Source organism: Paracoccus sp. R86501 (assembly GCF_042466435.1).
GTDB lineage: Bacteria > Pseudomonadota > Alphaproteobacteria > Rhodobacterales > Rhodobacteraceae > Paracoccus.
Genome location: NZ_JAXHPZ010000005.1, coordinates 69,507 through 94,619, shown reverse-complemented (window position 1 = coordinate 94,619; position 25,113 = coordinate 69,507). Strand labels below are relative to the sequence as shown.

Sequence of the window (25,113 nt, the reverse complement as noted above, 5' to 3'; positions counted from 1 at the left end):
ATTTCTTCCCCCAAAGGATAGAGATATTGGGATGCGGCTCTGCCTGCTGCGTTCCGACCATCCATGGCCGCAGTTTGCAGCCGTGGGATGACGACGGGCTGGTGGCGCCGCAGCCCGGCCACCCGCACCATTGGCCTTGGCAAAGAGCGTTCAAACCACATCGCACGTCTTTCGTCCAAGGGCGATGGCACTTTGGCGACGGCAGCTTTGGCACGCAGGCGGGCCTGCCAAGTGACGGGCCGGATCAACCCGACCTTGGCGGTTTCAAAGACCGTTTCCCGCATCGATCTTTATAGCTGTCCCCGCGATGGTCCAACCGGAGAGGGATGGTGCGTTTGCCCCGCGCCATCTGTCAAACATTGACCACTGACGCAACCCGCCTGCCCCCAAAGCGTCCTTTGCCGGATCGCCCTTAAACGATCCCGCCGCCGCCGCCCTGAACCTTTGGACGCTTGGCAGCCACCTTGGCCCGATAGCCCGCAGCGCGATAGGTCGCGACCGGGTCGATCGCCCCGCCTGCCCGTTCGCGTGCCATAGCAAGGATCGGCTCGACATCGGTGCGGAAAGCCGCCCGCAGCGTCGCCGAGGCCATCAGTGCGTCGTTGTCGTCCTGGAACCCCGACAGCGCGGCTCGGTCGACAAGCGAAGCCTGCACGAAGGCGCGCTGGATCTCGATGGCGGAAATCATCAGGCTTTCGATGGGGTCGGTGACGTTATGGCTCTGGTCGATCATATGCGACAGGTCCAGTCCCTTGGCTTCGGCATCGACCAGCTCGTTCCAGACCAGAAACAGGCGATAGGGTTCGATCGTGCCGGCATCCAAATCATCGTCGCCATATTTCGAGTCGTTGAAGTGGAAGCCGCCCAGCTTGCCCGCGTGGATCAGGCGCGAGACGATCATCTCGATGTTCACATTGGGGGCGTGGTGGCCCAGATCGACCAGACACATCGCCTTTTCGCCCAATTCCTGCGCGGTCAGCAGCGATGTGCCCCAGTCCTGAACCACCGTCGAATAGAACGCCGGTTCATAGATCTTATGTTCCGAAAACAGCCGCCAATCTTCGGGCAGTTCGGCATAGATCTGCTTCATCGATGCCAGATAGCGGTCGAACTGCCGTCCCATATGGGTCTGCCCGGGGAAATTGGAACCGTCGCCGATCCAGACCGTCAGCGCCTTAGACCCCAGCCTGCGCCCGATCTCGATACATTCAAGGTTGTGCTCCACCGCCTGCGCCCGCGTTTCCGCCGAGACATGCGACAGCGAGCCGAACTTGTAGCTGTGCGCATCGCCCGTGTCGCTGAAGGTATTGGAATTCATCGCGTCGAACCCCAAGCCGACCTGTTGCGCCTTGGCCAGCAGATCCGAAGGCTCGGCCCTGTCCCAGGGGATGTGCAGCGAAACGTTGGGGGTGGCCTGCGTCAGCTGGTGGATGACGCCACAATCGTCCAGCTTGTCGAAGATGTTAGCGGGTTCGCCCCGCCCCGGAAAGCGGGCAAAGCGGGTGCCGCCGGTGCCGGTGCCCCAGCTGGGCACTGCCACGGCAAAGCGCGCGGCCTTTTCGGTCAGTGCCTCGATGTCGATGCCGCGGCGCGCCAGCCTTGCGCCCAATGCGTCGTAATCTGCGCGCAAATCGGCACTGCGGGCCGCGTTTTCGGCGGCGATGATGTCCTTGGAAATCATGTGATCCTCCCATCGGCGCGATTATGAGTGCGCCGGCCCTATTTCGTATCATGCGACGGCGCGGATGGGCGCTGCCTCCCTGCCCCCATCCGCTGCGGGTTATCGGCCTAGCGCGTGAAGGCTTCCTTGTTGCCCGCGTCCACGTTGATGATGTTGCCGGTCGATTTGGCCGAGCGGTCCGACGCCAGGAAATAGGCGGCCTCGGCGATATCTTCGGGCAGGACCGGGCGTTTCAGCAGGCTGCGCTGGCGGTACATCTCCTCGAGGCCGTCCTTGTCGGTGCCATAGGTCGAGGCGCGCTGATCCAGCCATTCACCCTCCCAGATGCGGCTGCCGCGCAGGACGGCGTCGGGGTTGACGACGTTGACACGGATACCGGCCTCGGCGCCTTCCAGCGCCAGGCAGCGGGCCAGATGGATCTCGGACGCCTTGGCAGTGCAATAGGCGGCGGCATTCGGGCTGGCGGCCAGACCGTTCTTCGAGGCGACAAAGACGACCGCGCCGCCGATGCCCTGCGTCCGGAAGACGCCGAAGGCCGCCCGCGAGACAAGAAAATACCCGGTCAACAGGATCGCCATATTGCGGTTCCACAGATCCAGCGTGGTCTCCTCAATGGGCGCAGATGAGGCGATGCCGGCGTTCGACACCAGAATGTCGATGCCGCCATATTCCACCGCCAGATCGTCATAGGCCGCGGCGACCGCCGCTTCGCTGGTGACGTTCATCTGGACGGTCCGCACGACGTCCGCGCCGTGGCGACCCGACAACGCCGTCGCCGCGCTTTCCAAGGCATCATCGTTGATGTCGGCCAGCATCACGCAGGCACCTTCGGACAGATAGCGTTCGGCGGTGGCCATGCCGATGCCGCCCGCCCCGCCCGTGACCAGCGCCACCCGCCCCGCCAGCGATTTCGGCTTGGGCATCCGCTGCAGCTTGGCTTCCTCGAGCAGCCAGTATTCGATGTCGAAGGCTTCCTGTTCGGGCAGCCCACAATATTCCGACACGCTGGAGGCGCCCCGCATGACGTTGATCGCATTGACATAGAACTCGCCCGAGATGCGGGCCGTAGCCTTGTCCTTGGCGAAGGTGATCATCCCCACGCCCGGCACCAGATAGACCACCGCATTCGGGTCGCGCATGGCCGGGCTGTCGTCATGCTTGCAGCGGTCGTAATAGGCCGCGTAATCATCACGATAGGCGGCGATCTGTTCGGCCAGCCCCGCCAGAACCTGATCCAGATTTTCGCGGGCCGGATCGAAGTGCACGACCAGAGGACGGATCTTGGTGCGCAGGAAGTGGTCCGGGCAGGATGTTCCCAAGGCGGCCAGATCGGGCATGTCGCGGGCATTGACGAATTCCAGAACCGCATCGCTGTCGTCGAAATGGCCAACCATATGCTGATTGCCCGACACGAAGCCGCGAATGGCGGGCATAAGCCGGGCCGCCACGGCGCGGCGCGCATCGGCGGTCAGCGCGCTGTGAACCGCCCCGCCAAAGGCCGGTTTGCCCTTGGTTTCGCTGTCGAAGAAATCGATGGCGCGGTTGATGATGGCCAGCGTTAGCTCATAGCAATCCTTGGCGTCATCGGCCCAAGTGAACAGCCCGTGCAACTCAAGGATGACGCCCTTGGCATCGGGATTGTCGATGCAGAACTTTTCCAGCCACAGCCCCAGTTCATAGCCCGGCTTCTTCCACGGCAGCCAACCGATCTGATCGCCGAAGACCTTGCGGGTCAGGTCCTGCGAATTCTTAGAAGCGGCGATGGCAATGATCGCATCGGGGTGCATGTGGTTGACATGCGCCTTGGGCACATAGGCGTGCAGAGGCGTGTCGATGGAGGCCGCGCGGGGGTTCAGGTTGAAGGTGCAATGGGGCAGCAGGGCGACCATCTCATCCTCATGTTCGACGCCGCGGTATTTGCCCTTCAGCGCGCGCAGCCGGTCCATATACAGCGTCGCGAAGCCCTCCATCCGGATCGAGCCGACATCCCCGCCCGACCCCTTGACCCAGAGCACCTCGGTCTGGTCGCCCGTCAGCGGATCGGCCTGCATGACCTTGGCCGAGGTATTGCCGCCCCCGTAATTCGTGATGCGCTTGTCCGACCCCAGAAGGTTCGACCGATACAGCAGCTTCTCAGGTTCGCTCATGCCGGCGGCACGTTTGTCGTCCCACAGCGAATGCAACTGGCCGTGCAGCTTCTGATCCATGGTCGTCATCGGTATTCTCCTCCGGGTGGGCGCTCTGTAAGAACAGTTCTTCGCGAAACTGAAGCCGATGCCGCCCCATGTCAATCATTTTCAATCATTAGCGATCATACACAGGCGTAATAGTCATTTATTGATTTAAAATGATTGACACTGAGCGGAAATCTTCGCAATGTTCCCAAATGAGGAGCGCAATGCACGAGAAAGAACGCCAGAGGATCATTCTGTCAGCCATCGAGGACCGGCCGGTCGTCATGGTGGCGGAACTCTGTGCCCTGACAGGCGCATCCGAGGCGACGATCCGACGCGATATCGCTGCGCTCGACACAATGAAACAGCTGCGCCGCGTCCGGGGGGGCGCCGAGGCGCTGAACCCCAACGATGTTCCGGCGCTGGCAGGCAAGCCCTTCTCGATCAACGAAACGATCATGATCGAGCAGAAGCGCGCAATCGCCCGTGCGGCCGTCGAACTGTGCAAGGACGGCGACCCGATCATCATCAACGGCGGGACGACGACCTTTCAGATGGTGCATCCGCTGGCATCGCGCCGCCTGCAGGTCTTCACCAATTCCTTTCCCATCGCGGAACATCTGCTGAAGCATTCGCGCAATACGATCACCCTCTCGGGGGGCACGATCTATCGCGAACAGAACATCATCCTGTCGCCCTTCGACAACGATGTGACCCGCAACTTCTATGCGCGGCGCATGTTCATGGGCGCGCAGGGCGTCGGCCCGCTTGGGCTGATGGAGGCCGATCCGCTGCTGATCCAGGCCGAGCAGAAGCTGATCGGTCAGGCGGATGAGCTGGTGCTGCTGGTAAATTCGACCAAATTCGACAATCGGTCCTCGCTGGTGCTGTGCGGGCTGGACCGGATCAATGTGCTGATCACCGACGACGGGATCAGCGACCGCGCCGCCGCGATGGTGGAAAGCGCGGACGTGAAGCTGATCGTGGCGACATCCGCCCCGACAAGGGAGAGCACGACAGCCGGCTGACCGGCTTTCGAACTGGGAGGTTCAAAGGGAGGACACCATGAACCGTATCTTGCAACTGACGATGACGGCTGCCATGGCAACCGGACTGATGGCGCAAGGCGCCGCCGCCGAAGACATGCGGATCGCCGTAGTGGCCAAGGCGCTTGGCATCGGCTTCTTCGAGGCCGCCGCAAAGGGTGCCGAGGAGGCCGCCGGGGAACTGGGCGGTGTCGAGATCATCTATACCGGCCCGACCAACACAACTGCGGAAGGCCAGATCGAGGTGATCAATTCGCTGATCGCCCAACGCGTCGATGCCATCGCGATTTCCGCCAATGACACCGATGCGCTGGTCCCCACGCTGAAGAAGGCCATGCAGCGCGGCATCACCGTGATCAGCTGGGACAGCGGCGTGGCCGAAGACGGGCGGATGGCGCATCTGAACCCCTCGTCGAACCCGCTGATCGGCAATATGATCATCAAGCTGGCCGCCGATGAACTGCCCGACGGCGGTCAGGTCGGCCTGCTGTCGGCCACCACCACCTCGACCAACCAGAACATCTGGATCGAGGAGATGATGAAGGTGATGGGCGACTATCCGGGGATCGACGTCGTCGGCACCGTCTATGGCGACGATCTGGCCGATAAGTCCTATCGCGAGGCGCAGGGCCTGATGCAATCGCACCCCGATCTGGACGCGATCATCGCGCCGACCTCGGTCGGGATCGTGGCTGCCGCGCAGGCGGTGGTGGATGCGGGCAAGGTCGGTCAGGTGAACGTCACCGGTCTGGGCCTGCCTTCGGAAATGGCCGGGGCCATCGAAAGCGGGGCCTCGAAAAGCTTTGCGATCTGGAACCCGATCGATCTGGGGTATTCCGCCACGATGATGGCCTATCACCTGGCCAAGGGCGATGCCCAGGCCGAACCCGGCGCCGAGATCCCGATCGGGCGCATGGGATCGGTGACGCTGGACGAGACGAACTCGGCCGCGATGGCGGACCCCTTCGTCTATGACGAAAGCAACATCGACGAATTCAAGGACATCTTCTGATCCTTGCGTCGAGGCGGCGCGTCATGGCGCCGCCCTTTTCCAGCCATTCACCCTGACGGTAAGCGAGGTTCAGATGAACGAACGCTCTGTGGCAGCGACCGGGCAGCCCCTGCTGGCGCTTGATGCCATCACCAAGACTTTTCCCGGCGTCAAGGCGCTGGACGGCGTGCATCTGGACCTGCATGCGGGGCAGGTCACCGCCCTTGTCGGTGAAAACGGGGCCGGCAAATCGACCGTGGTCAAGACCCTGACCGGCATCTATCAGCCCGACGGCGGGCGCATCCTGATGGACGGGGCCGAGGTCAGCTTCCCTTCCGCGCAGGCGGCGGCGGATCAGGGCGTCACCGCCATCCATCAGGAAACCGTGCTGTTCGACGAGCTGACCGTGGCCGAGAACATCTTTCTGGGCCATGCCCCGCGCGGGCGTTTCGGCCTGATCGACACCAAGGCGATGCGCCGAAAGGCCCAAGCCCTGCTGGACGGCATCGGCGCCGAAATCGATGCCGGTGCGCGGCTGAAGGACCTCGGCATCGCATCGCGGCATCTGGTGGCCATCGCGCGTGCCCTGTCGGTCGATGCACGCGTGGTGATCATGGATGAACCCACCGCTGCGCTGAGCCAGAAGGAGATCGAGGAGCTTTACGTTCTGGTCGAGACCCTCAAGGCGCAGGGCAAGGCGATCCTGTTCATCAGCCACAAGTTCGACGAAATCTTCCGCATCGCCGACCGCTGGTGCGTCTTTCGCGACGGGCAGTTCGTCGGGCAGGGCCTGATGTCCGAGATGGACGAAGGCAGGCTGGTCCAGATGATGGTGGGCCGTTCGGTCAACCAGATCTATCCCAAGCGCGCTTCGGTCATCGGCGACGAGGTGCTGAAGGTCGTGGGGTACTGCCATCCGACCGAATTCGACGACATCGGTTTCACCCTCCGCAAGGGCGAGATCCTGGGCTTCTATGGCCTAGTCGGCGCGGGCCGGTCGGAATTCATGCAGAGCCTGATCGGCATCACCAGGCCCACCAAGGGCGTCACGCGGGTCGAGGGGACCATCAGGGTGATCCGATCCCCCGCCGATGCGATCGCGGCAGGCATCGTCTATGTCCCCGAGGATCGCGGCAAGCAGGGGGCCATCCTGGACATGCCGATCTTCCAGAACGTGACGTTGCCGTCCCTGGGACAGACATCGCGGTCGGGCTTTACCCGGATGGCGCAGGAATTCGCGCTGGCGCGGCGGTATGTCGAACGGCTGGATTTGCGCGCGGCCTCGCTTGATACGCGCGTCGGCGCGCTGTCGGGCGGCAACCAGCAGAAGGTCGTCATCGCCAAGTGGCTGGCGACGCGTCCCAAGGTCATCATCCTGGATGAGCCGACCAAGGGCATCGACATCGGGTCCAAGGCCGCCGTCCACGACTTCATGTCCGAGCTGGCGGCCGAGGGGCTGTCGGTGATCATGGTGTCGTCCGAGATCCCCGAGATCATGGGAATGTCCGACCGCGTCATCGTCATGCGCGAAGGCCGCATCGCCGCCCAGCTGCAGGGCGACGACCTGACCCCCGAAACCCTTGTCCGCCACGCGGCGGGCATCACCGACAGCGCAAGGGGGCAAGCCGCATGAGCATGCTGAAATCGCGCGAGGCGATCCTGACGGGCGCCATCCTGCTGCTGCTGGCGCTGATCGCCACGCGCTTCCCGGGCTTTGTCGCCCCGGCGAACCTGATGGCCGTCTTCAACGACACCTCGCCGCTGATGATCCTGGCGCTTGGCCAGATGGTCGTCATCCTGACCCGCTGCATCGATCTGTCGGTGGCGGCCAATCTGGCGCTGACCGGCATGATCTGCGCCATGCTGAACGTCGCCCTTCCCGGTCTGCCCGTCGCGGTCATCCTGATCGTCGCGCTGGCCTGCGGGGCGGTGATGGGGGCGGTGAACGGTCTTTTGGTCTGGAAGCTGGCCATCCCGCCCATCGTCGTAACCCTTGGGACGATGACCATCTATCGCGGCATCATCTTCCTGTTGTCGGATGGCGCATGGGTGAACAGCCACGAGATGTCGCCAGCCTTCACCGGCTTTCCGCGCGCCCAGATGCTGGGGCTGCCGGTGCTGGGATGGCTGGCGATCCTTGTCACGGCAGGCATGGCGCTGATCATGGCGCGCACGCCCATGGGCCGCAGCTTTTATGCCACCGGCAACAACCCCCATGCCGCCGTCTATACCGGCATCGACGTAGGGCGGGCGCAGTTCCGTGCCTTCGTCATCTCGGGGACGCTGGCGGGGTTGGCGGGCTATCTATGGATCTCGCGCTATGCGGTCGCCTATGTCGATATTGCCGGCGGGTTCGAGCTGGACGTCGTGGCCGCTTGCGTCATCGGCGGCGTATCCATCGCGGGCGGCGTCGGCACGGTCCTTGGCACCATTCTGGGGGCGCTGTTTCTTGGCGTGATCAAGAACGCGCTGCCGGTGGTCAACATCTCGCCCTTCTGGCAACTGGCGATTTCGGGCGCCGCGATCCTGATCGCCGTGACATTCAATTCAAGGTCGGGCCGTTCGCGCGGGCGGATCATCCTGAAATCGGCGGGGCAGGCGACATGAGCATCACCACGAACGCGGGCCGCAAGATCCCCGACCAGCTGTCCACGCCCATCAGCCGCGTGCTGAAAAGCTGGGAGAGCCTGCTGCTGCTGGTGGCCCTTGGCATCTTCATCCTGAACAGCTTCGCCTCGCCCTATTTCCTTGATCCCTGGAACCTGTCGGACGCGACCTTCAACTTCACAGAAAAGGCGATGATCGCCTTTGCCATGGCCCTGCTGATCATCGCGGGCGAGATCGACCTGTCGGTCGCCGCCATCATCGCGCTGGCATCCACGGCGATGGGGCTTGCGATGCAGGCGGGCTTCGGGACGCCGGTCATCGTGGTGACGGGGCTTGCGACCGGCCTGATCTGCGGCGGGTTCAACGGGCTGATGGTGACGCGCCTTGGCCTGCCATCCATCGTCGTGACCATCGGCACCATGAGCCTGTTTCGCGGGATCAGCTTCATCATCCTGGGCGACGGTGCCTTCCGCGGCTATCCCGACAGCTTCGCGGTCTTCGGACAGGGCTATGCCTTCTGGGTGATCACGGTCGAGTTCGTGATCTTCGCGCTGCTTGCGGTGGTCTATGCCGTCATCCTGCACCGGACGAACTTTGGCCGCGCGGTCTTTGCGGTCGGCAACAATCCCACGGCGGCGCTGTTTTCCGGCATCCGGGTGGCGCGGGTCAAGATGATCCTGTTCTTGCTGACCGGCCTGATGTCGGGGCTGGCGGCGGTCTGCCTGACATCGCGGCTCGGGTCAACCCGGTCGTCCATCGCCAGCGGGATGGAGCTGGAGGTCGTCACCATGGTCGTCCTTGGCGGCGTGAATATCCTGGGCGGGTCGGGCACCATCGGCGGCGTGGTGATCGCGGCCTTCGTAATGGGGCTGGTGACCTTCGGGCTGGGGTTGCTGAACGTGCCGGGCATCGTCATGTCGATCTTCATCGGCCTGCTGCTGATCGGGGTGATCGCCCTGCCGCGGCTGTGGTCCAGACTGAGGAGCAGGTGATGGAGAAATACGCCTTTCGCATGGTCCTGAACCCGGACTGCCTTGACGAATACCGCCGTCGCCATGACGCCATCTGGCCGGAACTGGTCGCGCTGCTGCGGGATGCCGGGGTGCAGGATTACTCGATCCACCACGACCCCGAAAGCAATGCGCTGTTCGGCGTCCTGTGGCGCAGGGCCGATCACGGCATGGCTGCCTTGGCCGACGCGCCGGTGATGCGGCGCTGGTGGGATCACATGGCCGACCTGATGCAGACGCACCCCGACAACCGCCCGCGTCAGATCGACCTCGAAACCGTCTTCATGATGCCATGACCGATCCCCATTCCCGCCATGTCGCGGTGATCGATGTCGGCAAGACCAATGCCAAGCTGGCGCTGGTCAACGGCCTGACGCTGCGCGAAATCGCGGTCGTCACGCGCCCCAACCGGGTGCTACCCGGCCCGCCCTGGCCCAGCTTTGACCTGGAGGGGCATTGGGCATTCTTCCTTGACCACCTGACCGCGTTTCAGGCCGAATACGGGATCGACGCCATCGCGGTCACGACCCATGGCGCCAGTGCGGTCCTGCTGGATCGCGATGGCCGGCTGGCCGTGCCCATGCTGGATTACGAACACGACGGACCGGACGGCATGGCCGCGGCCTATGACGCCATCCGCCCGCCCTTTGCACAGACCGGCTCCCCGCGTCTGCCGCTTGGGTTGAACCTTGGGGCGCAGCTGTTCTGGCAGTTCGAAAGCGACCCGACGCTGCGGGATCGCGTGGCGCATGTCGTGACCTATCCGCAGTTCTGGGGCTTTCGCCTGACGGGGCAGCTGGCGACAGATGTGACCTCGCTTGGCTGTCACACCGATCTGTGGGACCCGCAGCGGGGCGCGTTTTCCACGCTGGTCGAACGGCTGGATCTGACCCGCAAGATCGCACCCGCCCGTCGCGCGGATGCGGTGCTGGGGACCATCAGCGCCGAGATCGCCGCGCGGACGGGCATGTCGCCGCAGGTTCCGGTCACCTGCGGGATCCACGACAGCAATGCCTCGCTCTATCCGCATATCCTGTCGCAGCGGGCGCCGTTTTCCGTCGTCTCGACCGGGACCTGGGTGATCGCGATGGCGGTTGGGGGCGATGCGCCGGTCCTGGACCCCGCCCGCGACACCTTGGTGAACGTCAACGCGCTTGGGCAGCCCGTGCCCTCGGCCCGCTTCATGGGGGGCCGCGAATACGAGATCATCCGCGACGGCTGCGATGCCATCCCCACCCCCGCCGACCGCGCCGAGGTTCTGTCGGGCCTCGCCCTGCTGCCCGCGGTCGTGAATGACAGCGGACCCTTCCAGGCCCGCCACCACGCCTGGACCCGCCAGCCCACGACTGATGGCGCGCGGATGCTGGCGCTGTCGTGGTATCTGGCGTTGATGACCGATACCTGCCTGTCGCTGGTCGGCGCCCAAGGGCCGGTCATCGTCGAGGGCCCCTTTGCCCGCAACACCGATTTCACCGCCATGCTGGCCGCCCTGCGACCCGGGGTCCGCATCGCGGCCTCGGCCACGGGGACCAGCGTCGGGGCGGCGATGCTGTCGGGACTTGATGCGCCCCTGCCCCGAACCATGCCCGTCACCTGTGCCGACCCTGCACCGATACGCGCCTATGCGGCGCGATGGGCACAGCATGTGAAAGACCTCGAATGCGATTGAACAACTGCCATAATTTCCATGATTTCCGGCGCCTTGCGCAGCGACGCTTGCCCCGGCCCATCTTCGATTACATCGACGGAGGCGCCGATGACGAACTGACCCTGCGTCGCAACAGCGACAGCTTTGCGCGCTGCGATCTGGTGCCCAACGTCCTGCGCGGCGTGTCCGAGGTCGATCTGTTCGACCACGGTGATGGGCCAGAAAATCGACCTGCCCGTCTATCTGTCGCCGACCGCATTGCAGCGGCTGTTCCACCATCAGGGCGAACGCGCCACCGCTGCCGCCGCCGAGCGTTTCGGGACCATGTTCGGGGTCTCCTCGCTTGGGACCGTGTCCATGGCCGAGCTCTCGGCCCGGCATTCCACCCCGCAGGTCTATCAGTTCTATTTCCACCGCGACCGGGGTCTGAATTCCGCGATGATGCAGGCGGCCAAGGACAGCGGGATCAATGTGATGATGCTGACGGTGGACAGCATCACCGGCGGCAATCGCGAACGCGACCTGCGCAGCGGCTTTTCGATCCCCTTCCGTCTGACACCGGCAGGCATCGCGCAATTCGGGCTGAAGCCAGCATGGGGCCTGAACTATCTGCTGCGCGAGCGCTTTTCCCTGCCGCAACTGGATGCGCATATCGACATGAAGGGCGACGCGCTGACCATAGGGCGCTATTTCACCGAAATGCTGGACCCCGCGATGAATTGGGACGATGTCGCCCGCATGGTCACCGAATGGGGCGGTCCCTTCTGCCTGAAAGGTATCATGAGCGCCGAGGACGCCCGCCATGCAGCCGATATCGGTTGCGCGGGGATCGTGCTGTCGAACCACGGGGGGCGCCAGCTGGACGGATCGCGCACGGCCTTCGACCAGCTGGACGAGATCGTGCAGGCCGTCGGCGACCGGATGGACATCATGATCGACGGCGGCGTCCAGCGGGGCACCCATGTCCTCAAGGCCCTTGCGCTTGGCGCCAAGGCCGTTGGTCTGGGACGCGCCTATCTGTATGCGCTGGCGGCGGCCGGTCAGCCGGGGGTCGAACGGATGCTGTCGCAGCTGACCGCCGAGATCACCCGCGACATGCGTCTGATGGGTGTGAAAACCGTTTCCGAACTGACGCCGCAGATGCTGCGCTTCCGCTAAGCGGCTTCGAATTCCTGACCCTCTGGTCACCGTGCCCCGACGACGCCGAAACCTGCAAAGGCATCCAAGCTGCGTAAGCGCCGGACGGGCGGTTGATCCGAAACAGGCCGGGAAAGGCATGCCGGTCATCGATATCGGGCTAGGTTCGGGTCTTTAATTGACCGGTCGCGTCGCTGTTCCGTCAGAACGTCCTTAGCCCATGAACCAACCGGCGGGCACGACATCAAGCGCGCCAAAACCCGAAAAACGGTTGCTGAACGTTATGATATATCATACCTGATCGCCAAAGCCTCCGGGCGACATTGGCAAGATGGGACAGGACCATGATACGATCGACAACCTCCGCGCTGGTCGCGATTTTTCTAACGGCGACGCAGGCATTCGCGCAGGCGGAGGCCCCCCTGACCGTTGCCGCCCAGTTCGAGATACAGGGCGCCGAACCCTCGACCAGCGGCTATGTCTTCACCCGGATGGGCATTACCGAAACGCTGGTCAATGCCGATGCCCAAGGACGGCTGACCCCAGGTCTTGCGACCGAATGGGCGGTGTCGGACGACAATCTGACGTGGCGGTTCACCCTGCGCCAGGGTGTGGTGTTCCACGACGGCACGCCAATGGACGCAGACGCGGTCGTGAAGGCGCTGACCATCGCCATGGGCAAGCCCGGCTCGCTTGCCTCATTGCCCATCGAAGGTATCGCCGCCGGGGACGGGGCGGTTGTCATCCGGCTGCGCGAACCCCGCGCCGCCCTGCCCGCCTATCTGGCCGAGTTCGGGACGCAGATCATGGCCCCTGCGGCCTATGGCGATGACGGGCAGGCGCGCGACGTGATCGGCACCGGGCCCTATCGCGTGACGGATTTCGCCCCGCCGCTGTCGTTGGATGCGACGGCCTTCGACGGTTATTGGGGCGCGCAGCCGTTCATCGCCGATGTCGCCTATGACGCCGTCAGCCGGGTCGAGACGCGGGCGCTGATGGCGCAATCGGGCGATGCGGATGTCGTCTTTGGTCTGGACCCGGCCTCGGTCGCGCGATTGGGCATGTCGGATGCGGTGAAGGTCCATTCGGTCGCCATCCCCCGCACGCTGCTGTTGAAGGTGAACGCGGGCCATCCGGCGCTGTCGCAGCCCGAGGCGCGTCGGGCGCTCAGTCTGGCCATCGACCGCCAGGGGATCGCCCAAGCGGTGCTGCGCTATCCCGAAGGGGCGGACCAGTTGTTCCCGCCCTCGGTCGCGGGCTGGCACAACGACGACATCGAACCGCTTGCCTATGATCCTGCGGCGGCAGCGCAGCTTCTGGCGGGGCTTGGCTGGGTCAAGGGCGACGATGGCATCCTGACGCGCGACGGTGAACGCTTCGCCCTGACCCTGACCACCTATCCCGACCGCCCCGAGCTTCCCTTGATCGCCGCGGTGCTGGAACAGCAGTTCCGCCAGATCGGGGTCGAGCTGACGATCAACGCGACCAATTCCTCGGAAATTCCGGCGGGGCATCAGGACGGCTCGCTTGATCTGGGGCTGATCGCGCGGAACTTCTCGCTGATCCCGGACCCGATCGGGACGGTCATTTCCGATTACGCACCGACGGGTGACTGGGGGGCGATGAATTGGGAAAACCCTGCCTTCGTCGATCTGGTCAAGGGCATTGCGCGGGATGGTGGCACGGATGCCGACCGCGCCGAAGCCGTGCGCATCCTGCAGTCCGATCTGCCGGTCATCCCCATCGCGTGGTATCAGCAGACGCTTGCCGCCGCTTCGGACCTGCGGGGCGTGACCGTCGATCCCTTCGAGCGCAGCTTCGGCCTGCAAGACCTGCAGAGGTCGGAATGAGACCGCTTGCCCTGCGCCTTGTGCAGGCGCTGATGGTGGCCGTTCTGATCGGGACCGCGACCTTCGCCATGATGCGATCCCTGCCCGGCGACATGGCCTGGCGGATCGCCTCCCATCGCTATGGATACGACAAGGTCAACGCCGAAGCCGCCGAGGCCGTGCGGCAAGAGCTGGCCCTGGACGGCCCCGCTCTGCCCGCCCTGCTGCGCTGGCTGGGTGATCTGGCGCGGCTGGATTTCGGCAATTCTCTGGTGTCCGGCAACCCCGTCGTGGCTGAGGTCGCGCACCAACTGGGCGCATCGCTGCAACTGGCGGTGATCGCGCTGGCGCTGTCGCTGCTGATCGGGCCTCCGCTTGGGATCATGGCGGGCCTGCGTCCGGGTGGCGTCCTTGATCGGGTGCTGCTTGTCCTCTCGACCGGGCTGCGCGCGGTGCCGCAGTTCCTGCTGGCGCTCGTGCTGATCCTTGTGCTGGCCGTCGGGATGGGCGTTCTGCCCGCCGCCGGTCATGGCGAGGCGCGCCATTTCGTGCTGCCTGCCGTCACGTTGGCGCTTGGTCTGGCGGCGGTGAACGCCCGGATCGCCCGCGACGCGATGGCCCGGGTCGCCGCGATGCCCTTTTACGATTTCGCGCAATGGAAGGGTCTGTCGCGCAGGCAGGTGCTGCTGCGGCACGGGCTGCGCAATGTCGCGGTGCCGCTGGTCACCTATCTTGGCCTGCAGTTCGTTACGCTGGTCGAGGGCGTCGTGATCGTCGAATCCGTCTTTGGCTGGCCGGGGATCGGTCATGCGCTGGTCCATGCGATCTTTGCCCGCGACGTGCCGATGGTTCAGGGAACCGCGCTGGCGCTTGGACTGGGGTTCGTGCTGGTGAATGCTGGCATCGACGGACTGGTCGCCAAACTGGATCCAAGGGGAACGGCATGAGGCTTGCAACCATCAACACACCCGCACCCGCCCGCCTGATCGCCGCCGCGCTGGTCGGTGGCACGCTGGCCTTCGCCATCCTTGGCCCGATGATCGTGCCCGGCGACCCCTATGCGCAATCGCTGCTGAAGGCGCTGTCCGGCCCCGAGGCGGGGGCGCCATTGGGATACGACCACCTTGGCCGCTCGATCTTTCACCGGCTGGCCTTTGCGCTGCGTCTGTCGCCCGCCATCGCCCTTGCAGCCGTCGTGACGGCGGGGACCCTGGGCCTGCTGCTGGGCACACTGGCCGCCGCCCGCAAGGGTTGGGTGGACCGCATCCTGACGACGCTGGCCGATGCGCTGCTGGCACTGCCGGGGCTGCTCTTGGTGCTGATCGTGCTTGCGGTCATGCCCTCGACCGCCATCGGCTTCTGGATCGGGCTGACGCTGGTCCTGTGGGTCGAGTTCTTTCGCCTGACCCGCGCGGCGGTCCGCGACACGCTGGCATCGCCCGCGGTGCAGGCCACGCGGCTGCTGGGCTTCGGGCCGGGCTATATCTTCCGCCGCCATCTGTGGCCCGAGATCGCCCCGATGATGCTGACGGCGGGCGCCTTCGGCGTCGCCACCGCCATCATGGCCATCGCGGCCCTCGGCTTCGTCAGCGTCGGCATGCGGGCGCCAACCCCCGAGCTGGGGCTGATGATGGTCGAGACCATGCCTTACTGGCAAGAGGCCCCGCACGCCCTGCTGGCCCCCGTCATCGCCACCTTTGCCCTGCTTCTGGGCCTGACCCTTCTGGCCGGAGGCCGCCGCGCATGACCCTGCTGAGTGCAACTGAAATCAGCGTCCGCCACGGCGGAACGACCATGGTGGACCCGCTTTCCATCGACCTGCACGCCGGACAGCCGCTGGTCATCCTGGGCGAAACCGGGTCGGGAAAAAGCCTGTTCGCGCAGGCCTTGATGGGCACCCTGCCCGATGATCTGACCGCCACGGGCCGGATCAGGGTGGCCGGACAGACCTTCGATGCGGCCCGGCCTGACCGCTTCCGCAGCCTCTGGGGCCGCCAGATCGCCGTCCTTCCGCAGGAGCCGTGGCTGTCGCTGGACCCCCTGATGCGGGCACGCACGCAAGTGGCCCAGACACATCGGCTGGTGCGCGGCCTGCCGCGGGCGCAGGCCCGGCAGCGCGCCGAAGCCGATCTGGCGGCCTTGGGGCTGCAGGACGCCGCCGACAAGCTGCCCCATCAGCTGTCGGGCGGCATGGCACAGCGCGTCGCCGTCGCCGCCGCCCGCGCGGGTGGCGCCGGGATCGTCATCGCGGACGAACCGACGAAGGGGCTGGATTCTGCCATGCGCGACGACGTGGCCGACCTGCTGATGACCGAGATGGCGCGTGGCGGCGGGCTGATCGTCATCACGCACGACCTCGCGCTTGCCCGCCGGTTGGGCGGGCAGATCATGGTGATCCGCAAGGGCAGCCTTGTGGAAACCGGAGCCACCCGCGACGTGCTGACCGCCCCCCGCGCCGATTACACCGCCCGCCTGATCGCCGCCGATCCCGAAAGCTGGCCGCGGCGCGAACCGGCGGTTCCCGGCGCGGAAATCGTCCGGGCCGAAGGGCTGAGCGCGGCGCGGGGCGACCGCATGCTGTTCGAAAACCTCGGCTTCGCGATCCGCGAGGGCGAGGTGCTGGGCGTCACCGGCCCCTCGGGCTGCGGCAAGAGCACTTTGGGCGACGTGATCCTGGGGCTGCATGCGCAGAAATCCGGGCGGGTGTCGCGTGGGACGGGTCGCGCGACAGCCTTCCAGAAGCTCTATCAGGACCCCGTCAGCGCCTTTCCCGCGCGACAGACCTTGCGCCGCACGTTGGCCGATGTCGCAGGCCTGCACGCCCAGCCCCCTGCCCGCATCGGCGACCTAATGGAGCGGTTTGGCCTGCCGGACCTGTTGCTGAACCGGCGACCCGGCGCGGTCTCGGGTGGCGAACTGCAGCGCCTGTCCATCCTGCGCATCCTGCTGACCCGCCCGGCCTTCGTCTTTGCCGACGAGCCGACCTCGCGCCTTGATCCGATCACGCAGGCCGATGTCATTGGAATCCTGACGCAGACCTTGGGGGCGGAAGGCTGCGCCATGATGCTGGTCAGCCACGACACGGCATTGGTCAACCGCACTGCGGATCGCGTTGTTTCACTGGCGGCATCCGGGCCGGATGTGGTGGCTGTGCCAGATCCGATATCAAAGGATGCCCTGCAGCCTGCGTGAGCGTCTGGCGATGCGAAGGTAATCATCGACAGGCCAAAGATTTCAGACCGCCCGCGGGGCGGTCTGGTCCCACCCTTCAACGGATCTGAGCCCAAGATCGGACGGGTCCGCGACTTCCGGCGCGGCACATGCAAGGGTGCAGCAAAGCGACTGATACGGGCGTGAACAAGGGTGGCATGGACGTCTGACCGATTGGCCCGCAGGTCGTCCTGCTTCAACCTCAAGTGGACTGGGCAGCGCCATACCGGGGCGGCGTGATCGACTGCCTTGACGCGTGGTCATCATCAGAAACTATGGCCATGAATATATTGGATAAATTTTTAAGTACGCCTACCAAGCTGATTTTGCGGGGCAAATAAGCCCGTGCAGGCATCAAATGATCAATGGACAGATAAAAAACTTGGTTGCATGATCTGCAAAACATCAGTTTGGCAGGCCGTGCGGACGATCCCTGTCAGACATAAAAAAATCAATCGAAATTACTTTTGGTTGCAAGACAGGGAAGAGAAACGATGCCGAACTCAGGCCAGACCCAGAACCAGTGGTGGATCAACGACCAGTCTCCGGATGATCCCTTTGGCAAAAGCGACGATTACGAAGCTTTCCTTGATTACGTCGGGGCGTTGCGGCGCGATCTGACGCCTGCGATCGCGGCGGAACCGCTGCGCATCAACGTGTCCGAGCTGAACGATCACCCCGATTATCAGGCGGCCGCGGTGGGTGCGCTGACCATGTGGGCCTCGGTGACGCCCATGACGTTCGAGATCGTCTATGACACGCCCTTCGACCGCACGACCGACTGGATGGAAGTCGTCAGCCCCGAACTGGGCGAGCAGAGCGACGGCAGCGCCTTTTCCAGCAACCGCTATGTCAGCATCGGGCAGCGTTTCCACGATACCGAGCCGAACAAGACCGACATCGGCGGCTATGTCTTCGACAGCTTCGTGCATGAATTCGGCCATGAATTCGGCCTGAACCACCCCGGTCTTTACAATTACAGCGGCCCGGGCGGCGTGCAGATCAACTATCTGAACAACGCCACCTGGAGCTATGACCGCCAGCAATACAGCGTCATGTCCTATTTCGACGGCATCGATGTGGGCGAACGCTCCAGCTGGTCGGCCGTGACGCCGCTGATGGCCGATATCGAGGCGATCAACCGTCGCTTCTTCTCGACCGTGGACGAGGACGGGGTGCGGACGTTCCAGAAGATCGACCTGAACACCGGCGACAACACCTATGGCTTCGGCAGCAGCGAATACGGCTATCTGCTGACGTCGTCGGGGATGCAGCATGACATCGGCTTCGTCATCCACGACACGGGCGGCACGGATACGATCGACTTTTCCGGCTCGACCGCGGGCACCATCCTTGACCTGCGCGCCGGTGAATTTTCCAGCGTCAACGGCCACCGCAACAACATCTCGATCTATGCGGGCCATAACGACGACGCGACCGAATATTACATCGAGAACGGCATCGGCAGCCAGTTCGACGACGTGCTGATCGGCAATGACGGCGACAACATTCTGGATGGCCGCGAAGGCGCGGACAGCATGGCCGGCTATGGCGGCGACGACGTCTATTACGTCGATTCCATGGATGACATCGTGCGCGAGGAGAAGGACGGCGGCGATGACACGGTGGTCCTGCTGTCGCGCGACCTGAACATCCGCAAGATCGCCAATGTCGAACACATCATCTATGCCGATAAATCCTCGTTGCAGGCGGCGGGCATGTCCGAAGACGGCCCTGCGCCGATCATCGGCGACACGACGCTGGACAGCATCATCTTCGGCGAGGATACCGCCGACACGCTGGACGGCGGCGCGGGCAGCAACACCATCTATGGCATGGGCGGCGACGACCTGATCATTGGCGGGCGCGATTCCCTGGCCAGCCGCGACATCAACAACACCATTCCGGTGTCCCAGTTGGAGGATCAGACCGAAAGCGACGATGGCGGTGATGCGCTGTTCGGCGGCGATGGCAATGACACCATCTTCGGCGGTGCGGGCAACGACATCCTGAATGGCGGCGACGGCGACGACATGCTGTCCGGTCAGGACGGCATCGACGTCTTCATCGGCGGCGCGGGCATCGACACGGTCGATTACAGCCACGAAAGCCCCTTCCAGCTGATAGTGAACCTGGAAACCAACGTCGCCAGCGGCGGCACGGCCTCGGGCGATACATTCTATGGCATCGAGAACCTGATCGGGTCCGATGACCGCATCGACCGCTTCATCGGCACCGATGCCGACAACCACTTCTGGGGACGCGGCGGCGGCGATTACTTCAACGGCGGCGACGGCAACGACACCCTTGATGGCGGCAACGATGGCGACGTGCTGTACGGCGAGGGCGGCGACGACGTTCTGATCGGCGGCGCGGGTCAGGATTACCTGAACGGCGGCGCGGGCAATGACACCGTCGTCTATGCCGACAGCGAAACCGGCGTCACCGTCGATCTGGCCGCAGGTACGGCCAATGGCGGCGAGGCCGATGGTCCGGTCCAGATCGTGGGCCGTGGCACGCTGATCCGCCATGACATCATCGTCGATGTCGAAAACGTCGTCGGCTCGGCCTATGACGATCGCCTGATCGGTACCAAAGGGGTGAACGAACTGATCGGCGGCGCGGGCAATGACACGCTGACCGGTGGCGGTGGCGCGGACATCCTGAACGGCGGCGCGGGCAACGACACGGCAGATTATTCCGACGCGAACCGCGGCATCCGCCTGATGCTGGACCGCAGCGGCAATGGCGGCGACCGCTATATCTCGATCGAGAATCTGTCGGGCACCGGCTTCAAGGACCGCATCACCGGCGATGACGGCGCGAACGTCCTGACCGGACAGGGCGGCGACGACATCATCAAGGGCGGTGCCGGCAACGACACGCTGCTGGGTGATTTCGGTGCGCGCGAAGATGCCGTGCCACGTCCCGGCATGGGCAGCGGCTATGCCACGCTTGACGCGGATGCGGCCAACAACTCGATCGAGACGGCGTTCGACATCTCGGACAACTTCTCGCTGGCGGCCGATCCCGACATCTTCGACGCGACCACGGTGCTGCACACCACGGTCAATGCCACCGGCAACGGTCAGGGCGGCTACTACAGCATCAACCTGGCTGCGGGCACCGTCATGACCATCGACATCGACGGCATCGCCGATCCCAATGTCCATGACAGCTGGGTCCGGCTGCTGGATGCCGAAGGCAACATCGTCGCCCAGAACGACGACGGCGGCGGCGATCCCGGTTCCAACAGCAACCGCGATTCCAGCACCGTCTTCGTGGCGCAGGAAACCGGCACCTATTATATCGTGGAAGGCAGCTGGTCGCCCGACGCCCCCGGCGACGGCTGGTCGGAATCCATCCCCGAGGGGTCGGATTACAAGCTGAACGTCTCGGTCGATTTCCCGCCTGCGCAGGTGCAGCCGGGCGAAGCGGGCGATGACAAGCTGCGCGGTGGCAATGGCAAAGACCTGCTGGACGGCGGGTTTGGCATGGACACGCTGTCGGGCGATGCGGGCGCGGACAGCTTCCGCTTCTCGACCACGCTTGGCGAGGACAATGTCGACCGCATCACCGACTTCGGCAACGGCAACGACCTGATCCTGCTGGATGATTTCATCTTCACCGATCTGGGGGCCGAAGGCGCCCTGTCGGCCGATGTCTTCGTCAGCAATACCACGGGGCTGTCCTTCGATGCCGACGACCGCATCATCTATGACAGCAACACCGGGTCGCTGTCCTATGATGCCGATGGCACCGGCGACATGGCCGCAATCCAGTTTGCACAGCTCAGCGCATCGCTGAACATGTCGGCATCGGATTTCGTGATCGTCTGACAAGTGACAAGAGGGGGGCATTCGTGCTCCCCTCTTTTTGATTACGCCGCAACCGAAGGACGCGCGCCATGACCCACCGGATCACCCGTCGCACGATGATGCTGGGCCTCGGCGCCACATCCGTCCTGATGGCCGCCGGCAGTTTCGCGTCGCAACCCCGCGACATCGACATCGTCCTGACGTTCGAAGGCGACGCCGACATCCCCAAAGGCCGGATCGAGGTCTTTCTTGAGGATCCCGCCTTTCCCAAGCTGACCGGCAGTCGCGCCGCGAAAGCCCAGGTGACCAGCACCGGCGGCAATCGCAAGATCGCCTTCTCGATCCCCATGCCCGCAGATATCGCGGCCTCCCCGACGTTGCAGGTGGTGGCCCAGATGACCCGCAAGGACGGCTGGCTGATCGCCCGCGGCAGTAATCGGTTCCAAGCTGGACTGCCGACTGACGTGACGCTGTTCACGGTCATGTATTAGGTCTGCAGTCCCGCATATGCCGGGACGCGCTTGGGACGAACCGATCCGCTTCGCCCCCTTGGATCTTGCAAATGACTTCACCCGGTATGACGCAGACAAGTATTTCTGGGCACCTTCCCCACTGACTGTCGGGCAGGCAAGCCATGATGGGCGCGGGCAACCGCGACAACCACGCACGGCGAAGATTGATTTGTTAGACCGCTTCGTCTAATAAATAATTCATGACCCAGCCAGATCCCTCTCAGTTGCCCGATAAAAAGCCCCTCCGTGGCCGCCCGCGCGCTGCGCCGGATGCCTCCGAGGCGCGTCGGAAGTTGATCCGCGCCGGGCTCGAGCATCTGACCGAGCGCGGCTATTCATCGGTCGGCGTCGATCAGATCCTGATGGCAGCGCGCGTCCCCAAGGGCAGCTTCTATCACCATTTCCGCAACAAGGCGGACTTCGGCCTTGTCCTTGTCGGTGCATATGACACCTATTTAACCACGCTGCTGGATCGGGCCTTTCTGGATGAAGGCCGAAAGCCGCTCGATCGCCTCCGCGTCTTTACCCAGAACGCCGAAGATGGAATGGCACGGCATGGTTTTCGGCGGGGCTGCCTGATCGGTAATCTTGGTCAGGAAATGGGGGCGCTGCCGGACGAATTCCGTGATGCGCTGACGGCCGTGCTGCAAGGCTGGGAACTTCGCACGGCGCGGCTGTTTGGCATGGCGCAGGCGCAAGGCCAGATCGCGACGCACCACTGCCCGGCCGATCTGGCCGAAACCTTCTGGATCGGATGGGAGGGCGCGGTGCTGCGCGCCAAGCTGGAACTGCGCCCCGACCCCCTGCGCCGCTTTGCAACCACGTTCATCCAGCTGATTGAAAACAAGACTTCGGCAATGGAAAGGATATCTGAATGAAGGCGATCCTGATCGAAAAACCCGATGACACGCAGAGCGTTTCAATAACCGACGTTCCTGAAACGCAGCTGCCCGACGGGGATGTTCTGGTCAACGTCTCCTATTCGACCTTGAACTACAAGGACGCGCTGGCCATCACCGGTGCCGCGCCGGTCGTGCGCAAATTCCCGATGGTACCCGGCATCGATTTTTCCGGCATCGTCGCCGAAAGCAGCCACCCCGATTACAAGCCGGGCGACCGCGTCGTGCTGAATGGCTGGGGCGTCGGTGAGACCCATTGGGGTGGCCTGGCCGAACGCGGCCGGGTCAAGGGCGACTGGCTGGTGCCACTGCCGGCGGGGATCGACCTGCGGCAGGCTGCGGCGATCGGGACCGCCGGCTATACGGCGATGCTTTGCGTGATGGCGCTGGAACGGCAGGGCGTGACGCCGGACAAAGGCGAGATCGTCGTCAGCGGTGCGGCGGGGGGCGTAGGCAGCGTCGCCACAGCGCTGCTGGCTGCGAAGGGCTATCAGGTCGTCGCCGTGACCGGTCGCGCATCCGAGGCGGAATACCTGCGCGGGCTGGGGGCGGTCTCGGTGATCGACCGCAGTGAACTGACCGGAAAGATCCGCGCGCTTGCCAAGGAACGTTGGGCCGGTGGCATTGATGTGGCAGGCAGCAACGTGTTGGCGAACATGCTGTCGATGATGAAATATCGCGGCGTGGTCGCGGCCTGCGGCCTTGCGGCGGGCATAGATCTGCCCGCTTCGGTCGCGCCCTTTATCCTGCGCGGCGTGACGCTGGCCGGGGTCGACAGCGTCATGTGTCCCCGCGACGACCGGCTTGAGGCATGGTCACGGCTGGCAAGCGATCTCGACCTTGCCAAACTGGACGATATTATCACCGAGCTGCCGTTCGAAAAGGTGATCGAGACCGCGCCGGGCTTCCTTGAGGGGGCCGTACGTGGCCGTATCGTCGTCCCGATCGCAACCTGAGCCGCGCGGAGTTCGCGAGATGGACCAAGCTTCTGCCCAAGGTGCCGTGCAGGCCGAGCAACTGGTTCCGGGGTTCGTGCTTTTGGCGCCGAACACGACCTATCCCCAGCACAGCGACGATAAGATCGGGGAAAGCCATATCTGGGGCGCCGGCACCTGGTCCGAAAATGACGCGGCCATCCACGCCCCCGGTTCGCTGATCCTGAACCGGCCCGGGTTCGAGCTTCGGATCACCACAGGCGAACTGGAGCCTTGTCTGCTGGCCTATCGCCCCAATAACATGTTGGTCTCGCCCAGCATGAAGCCAAGCGCGCATTGGAAAACACAGCTGACACAGGGTTCGCGACGCGGCATCTGGCGTCTTACTCGACATCCGGCAGCAGGGCCGTCAGGAACCCCAAGAACAGCAGCGCCGAGAGGTAGTTGAACACCTGCTGCATGCCGATCATATCGGCCAGCCCCCCCAGAATTGCCGCGCCCAATGCGCCGACGCCGAACGCAAAGCCGAAGACGAAGCCCGCCACCATGCCGACCTTTTGAGGCATCAGTTCCTGCGCATAGACGACGATGGCCGAAAAGGCCGAGGACAGGATCAGACCGACCGCGATGCTTAGCGCGATGACACCGGCAAGGTTCGCATGGGGCAACAGCAGTGCGAACGGCAGGGCGCCGACGATGGACACCCAGATCACCCTGCGGCGGCCGATCCGGTCACCGATGGGGCCGCCAAAGAATGTCCCCAAGGCCACGGCACCAAGGAAGATGAACAGGATGGTCTGGGCCTGCCGGATCTCCATGCCGAAGCGTTCGATCAGGAAGAAGGTATAATAGCTTTTGAAGGTCTCGATAAAGACGAACTTGCTGAGCAGAAGCGCGCCGATGACCGCAAACGCCAGGATCAGGCGTGATCTGGGCAGCCGCGATGCCTCGACCCGCGGGGTGCCTGCCGCCTTCAGCGCCTTTTGATGTTCGGTGAACCAGCCCGCGATGCGGATCAGGATCATCACCCCGACGACGGCCAGCAGACCGAACCAGACGGTGCTGATTTGCCCCAACGGCAACACGAACAGCGCCGCTGCCAGCGGTCCCAAGGCGGTTCCCGTGTTGCCGCCGACCTGAAAACTGGATTGCGCAAAGCCGAACCTGCCGCCCGACGCCATGCGGCAGACGCGCGATGCCTCGGGGTGGAACAGCGCCGAACCGATGCCCAGCACTGCCGACGCCGCCAGCAGCATTCCGAAGGAACCGGCCAGCCCCAGCATCAGGACGCCCACCGCCACCACCGCCATCGAGATCGCCAGCATATAGGGTTTGGGCCGAAGATCACCGTAAAGCCCCATGACCGGCTGCAGCACGCAGGCGGTGATCTGCTGGGCCAGCGTCAGCAGCCCCAGTTGGAAATAGCTGAGCGCATATTGCGATTTCAGCACCGGATACAGCGCCGGCAGCAGGAACTGGATCAGGTCGTTGATCAGATGCGTGCCGCTGACGGCAAGGACGACCGAATAGGATGTCGGGATCAAAAGCTGGCGATGGGCGGTCATGGCGGTCCTGTTTCAGATCGGACGCCCGCCCACGGATGAACAGCGGTCGGG

General features: G+C 64.2%; 20 protein-coding genes and 1 pseudogene. 18 read left to right on the top strand and 3 right to left on the bottom strand.

Features of this window, described 5'->3' with window-relative positions; translation table 11 throughout:
- Positions 1 to 412: 412 nt before the first annotated feature.
- Together rhaI and SJY40_RS16480 are read right to left on the bottom strand one after the other, a co-directional pair.
- The gene (rhaI, locus tag SJY40_RS16485; RefSeq protein WP_378949299.1) at positions 413 to 1,681 is read right to left on the bottom strand and encodes an L-rhamnose catabolism isomerase; all 1,269 of its coding nucleotides are present in this window, start codon (positions 1,679 to 1,681) and stop codon (positions 413 to 415) included.
- 107 nt (positions 1,682 to 1,788) lie between these two features.
- Positions 1,789 to 3,888, bottom strand: a complete 2,100-nt coding sequence (locus SJY40_RS16480; protein WP_378949619.1) for a bifunctional rhamnulose-1-phosphate aldolase/short-chain dehydrogenase — start codon at positions 3,886 to 3,888, stop codon at positions 1,789 to 1,791.
- A 191-nt stretch (positions 3,889 to 4,079) separates the two neighbouring features.
- On the opposite strand from SJY40_RS16480, the gene SJY40_RS16475 reads away from it, so the two are divergent.
- The 18 genes and pseudogenes from SJY40_RS16475 to SJY40_RS16390 all read left to right on the top strand — a co-directional run bounded on the left by SJY40_RS16475 (position 4,080) and on the right by SJY40_RS16390 (position 23,945).
- Entirely contained in the window at positions 4,080 to 4,883 is an 804-nt protein-coding gene (locus SJY40_RS16475; protein WP_378949296.1) for a DeoR/GlpR family DNA-binding transcription regulator, read from the top strand.
- A 61-nt stretch (positions 4,884 to 4,944) separates the two neighbouring features.
- On the top strand, positions 4,945 to 5,913 hold the full coding sequence (rhaS, locus tag SJY40_RS16470) for a rhamnose ABC transporter substrate-binding protein (protein WP_378949616.1): 969 nt from the start codon (positions 4,945 to 4,947) through the stop codon (positions 5,911 to 5,913).
- A gap of 73 nt (positions 5,914 to 5,986) precedes the next feature.
- The gene (locus SJY40_RS16465) at positions 5,987 to 7,525 is read left to right on the top strand and encodes a sugar ABC transporter ATP-binding protein (protein ID WP_378949294.1); all 1,539 of its coding nucleotides are present in this window, start codon (positions 5,987 to 5,989) and stop codon (positions 7,523 to 7,525) included.
- Positions 7,522 to 8,499, top strand: a complete 978-nt coding sequence (locus tag SJY40_RS16460) for an ABC transporter permease (RefSeq protein ID WP_378949291.1) — start codon at positions 7,522 to 7,524, stop codon at positions 8,497 to 8,499. The genes SJY40_RS16465 and SJY40_RS16460 overlap by 4 nt, the downstream gene beginning before the upstream one ends.
- Positions 8,496 to 9,491 (top strand): ABC transporter permease, encoded by a 996-nt coding sequence (locus SJY40_RS16455; protein WP_378949288.1) that lies wholly within the window; start codon positions 8,496 to 8,498, stop codon positions 9,489 to 9,491. The genes SJY40_RS16460 and SJY40_RS16455 overlap by 4 nt, the downstream gene beginning before the upstream one ends.
- On the top strand, positions 9,491 to 9,805 hold the full coding sequence (locus tag SJY40_RS16450) for an L-rhamnose mutarotase (RefSeq protein ID WP_378949285.1): 315 nt from the start codon (positions 9,491 to 9,493) through the stop codon (positions 9,803 to 9,805). The genes SJY40_RS16455 and SJY40_RS16450 overlap by 1 nt, the downstream gene beginning before the upstream one ends.
- Positions 9,802 to 11,178, top strand: a complete 1,377-nt coding sequence (locus SJY40_RS16445) for an FGGY-family carbohydrate kinase (RefSeq protein ID WP_378949282.1) — start codon at positions 9,802 to 9,804, stop codon at positions 11,176 to 11,178. The genes SJY40_RS16450 and SJY40_RS16445 overlap by 4 nt, the downstream gene beginning before the upstream one ends.
- Positions 11,142 to 11,297 (top strand): annotated as a pseudogene (locus SJY40_RS16440) (hypothetical protein); the annotation flags it as partial. The gene SJY40_RS16445 and the pseudogene SJY40_RS16440, both read left to right, overlap by 37 nt.
- Before the next feature lie 73 nt (positions 11,298 to 11,370).
- Positions 11,371 to 12,315, top strand: a complete 945-nt coding sequence (locus tag SJY40_RS16435; protein WP_378949279.1) for an alpha-hydroxy acid oxidase — start codon at positions 11,371 to 11,373, stop codon at positions 12,313 to 12,315.
- Positions 12,316 to 12,638: 323 nt separating this feature from the next.
- Positions 12,639 to 14,144 carry an ABC transporter substrate-binding protein gene (locus SJY40_RS16430; protein WP_378949276.1) on the top strand — a complete coding sequence of 502 codons (1,506 nt, stop codon included), beginning with the start codon at positions 12,639 to 12,641 and terminating at the stop codon, positions 14,142 to 14,144.
- Entirely contained in the window at positions 14,141 to 15,070 is a 930-nt protein-coding gene (locus SJY40_RS16425; RefSeq protein ID WP_378949273.1) for an ABC transporter permease, read from the top strand. The genes SJY40_RS16430 and SJY40_RS16425 overlap by 4 nt, the downstream gene beginning before the upstream one ends.
- Positions 15,067 to 15,870: an ABC transporter permease gene (locus SJY40_RS16420; RefSeq protein ID WP_378949270.1), complete on the top strand. Its 804-nt coding sequence runs from the start codon at positions 15,067 to 15,069 to the stop codon at positions 15,868 to 15,870. Before SJY40_RS16425 ends, SJY40_RS16420 begins: the two co-directional genes overlap by 4 nt.
- Positions 15,867 to 17,315 (top strand): ABC transporter ATP-binding protein, encoded by a 1,449-nt coding sequence (locus SJY40_RS16415; protein WP_378949267.1) that lies wholly within the window; start codon positions 15,867 to 15,869, stop codon positions 17,313 to 17,315. Before SJY40_RS16420 ends, SJY40_RS16415 begins: the two co-directional genes overlap by 4 nt.
- A gap of 512 nt (positions 17,316 to 17,827) precedes the next feature.
- Complete coding sequence (locus SJY40_RS16410; protein WP_378949264.1) at positions 17,828 to 21,172, top strand: M10 family metallopeptidase C-terminal domain-containing protein; 3,345 nt, start codon at positions 17,828 to 17,830, stop codon at positions 21,170 to 21,172.
- 68 nt (positions 21,173 to 21,240) lie between these two features.
- The gene (locus SJY40_RS16405; protein ID WP_378949261.1) at positions 21,241 to 21,642 is read left to right on the top strand and encodes a hypothetical protein; all 402 of its coding nucleotides are present in this window, start codon (positions 21,241 to 21,243) and stop codon (positions 21,640 to 21,642) included.
- Between the two features lie 221 nt (positions 21,643 to 21,863).
- Entirely contained in the window at positions 21,864 to 22,541 is a 678-nt protein-coding gene (locus tag SJY40_RS16400; RefSeq protein ID WP_378949258.1) for a TetR family transcriptional regulator C-terminal domain-containing protein, read from the top strand.
- Entirely contained in the window at positions 22,538 to 23,518 is a 981-nt protein-coding gene (locus SJY40_RS16395) for an MDR family oxidoreductase (protein WP_378949256.1), read from the top strand. Before SJY40_RS16400 ends, SJY40_RS16395 begins: the two co-directional genes overlap by 4 nt.
- Before the next feature lie 19 nt (positions 23,519 to 23,537).
- Positions 23,538 to 23,945, top strand: coding sequence for a dimethylsulfonioproprionate lyase family protein (locus SJY40_RS16390; RefSeq protein ID WP_378949253.1), 408 nt, complete (start codon positions 23,538 to 23,540; stop codon positions 23,943 to 23,945).
- On the opposite strand, the gene SJY40_RS16385 is transcribed toward SJY40_RS16390, so the two are convergent.
- The gene (locus SJY40_RS16385) at positions 23,881 to 25,062 is read right to left on the bottom strand and encodes an MFS transporter (RefSeq protein WP_378949251.1); all 1,182 of its coding nucleotides are present in this window, start codon (positions 25,060 to 25,062) and stop codon (positions 23,881 to 23,883) included. The genes SJY40_RS16390 and SJY40_RS16385 overlap by 65 nt on opposite strands.
- Positions 25,063 to 25,113: the final 51 nt, after the last annotated feature.

What these genes read in the sequence shown, in the direction of transcription:
- rhaI (WP_378949299.1), bottom strand. Translation starts at nt 1,681, where the DNA reads ATGATTTCCAAGGACATCATCGCCGCCGAAAACGCGGCCCGCAGTGCC.
- SJY40_RS16480 (WP_378949619.1), bottom strand. Translation starts at nt 3,888, where the DNA reads ATGGATCAGAAGCTGCACGGCCAGTTGCATTCGCTGTGGGACGACAAA.
- SJY40_RS16475 (WP_378949296.1), top strand. Translation starts at nt 4,080, where the DNA reads ATGCACGAGAAAGAACGCCAGAGGATCATTCTGTCAGCCATCGAGGAC.
- rhaS (WP_378949616.1), top strand. Translation starts at nt 4,945, where the DNA reads ATGACGGCTGCCATGGCAACCGGACTGATGGCGCAAGGCGCCGCCGCC.
- SJY40_RS16465 (WP_378949294.1), top strand. Translation starts at nt 5,987, where the DNA reads ATGAACGAACGCTCTGTGGCAGCGACCGGGCAGCCCCTGCTGGCGCTT.
- SJY40_RS16460 (WP_378949291.1), top strand. Translation starts at nt 7,522, where the DNA reads ATGAGCATGCTGAAATCGCGCGAGGCGATCCTGACGGGCGCCATCCTG.
- SJY40_RS16455 (WP_378949288.1), top strand. Translation starts at nt 8,496, where the DNA reads ATGAGCATCACCACGAACGCGGGCCGCAAGATCCCCGACCAGCTGTCC.
- SJY40_RS16450 (WP_378949285.1), top strand. Translation starts at nt 9,491, where the DNA reads ATGGAGAAATACGCCTTTCGCATGGTCCTGAACCCGGACTGCCTTGAC.
- SJY40_RS16445 (WP_378949282.1), top strand. Translation starts at nt 9,802, where the DNA reads ATGACCGATCCCCATTCCCGCCATGTCGCGGTGATCGATGTCGGCAAG.
- SJY40_RS16435 (WP_378949279.1), top strand. Translation starts at nt 11,371, where the DNA reads ATGGGCCAGAAAATCGACCTGCCCGTCTATCTGTCGCCGACCGCATTG.
- SJY40_RS16430 (WP_378949276.1), top strand. Translation starts at nt 12,639, where the DNA reads ATGATACGATCGACAACCTCCGCGCTGGTCGCGATTTTTCTAACGGCG.
- SJY40_RS16425 (WP_378949273.1), top strand. Translation starts at nt 14,141, where the DNA reads ATGAGACCGCTTGCCCTGCGCCTTGTGCAGGCGCTGATGGTGGCCGTT.
- SJY40_RS16420 (WP_378949270.1), top strand. Translation starts at nt 15,067, where the DNA reads ATGAGGCTTGCAACCATCAACACACCCGCACCCGCCCGCCTGATCGCC.
- SJY40_RS16415 (WP_378949267.1), top strand. Translation starts at nt 15,867, where the DNA reads ATGACCCTGCTGAGTGCAACTGAAATCAGCGTCCGCCACGGCGGAACG.
- SJY40_RS16410 (WP_378949264.1), top strand. Translation starts at nt 17,828, where the DNA reads ATGCCGAACTCAGGCCAGACCCAGAACCAGTGGTGGATCAACGACCAG.
- SJY40_RS16405 (WP_378949261.1), top strand. Translation starts at nt 21,241, where the DNA reads ATGACCCACCGGATCACCCGTCGCACGATGATGCTGGGCCTCGGCGCC.
- SJY40_RS16400 (WP_378949258.1), top strand. Translation starts at nt 21,864, where the DNA reads ATGACCCAGCCAGATCCCTCTCAGTTGCCCGATAAAAAGCCCCTCCGT.
- SJY40_RS16395 (WP_378949256.1), top strand. Translation starts at nt 22,538, where the DNA reads ATGAAGGCGATCCTGATCGAAAAACCCGATGACACGCAGAGCGTTTCA.
- SJY40_RS16390 (WP_378949253.1), top strand. Translation starts at nt 23,538, where the DNA reads ATGGACCAAGCTTCTGCCCAAGGTGCCGTGCAGGCCGAGCAACTGGTT.
- SJY40_RS16385 (WP_378949251.1), bottom strand. Translation starts at nt 25,062, where the DNA reads ATGACCGCCCATCGCCAGCTTTTGATCCCGACATCCTATTCGGTCGTC.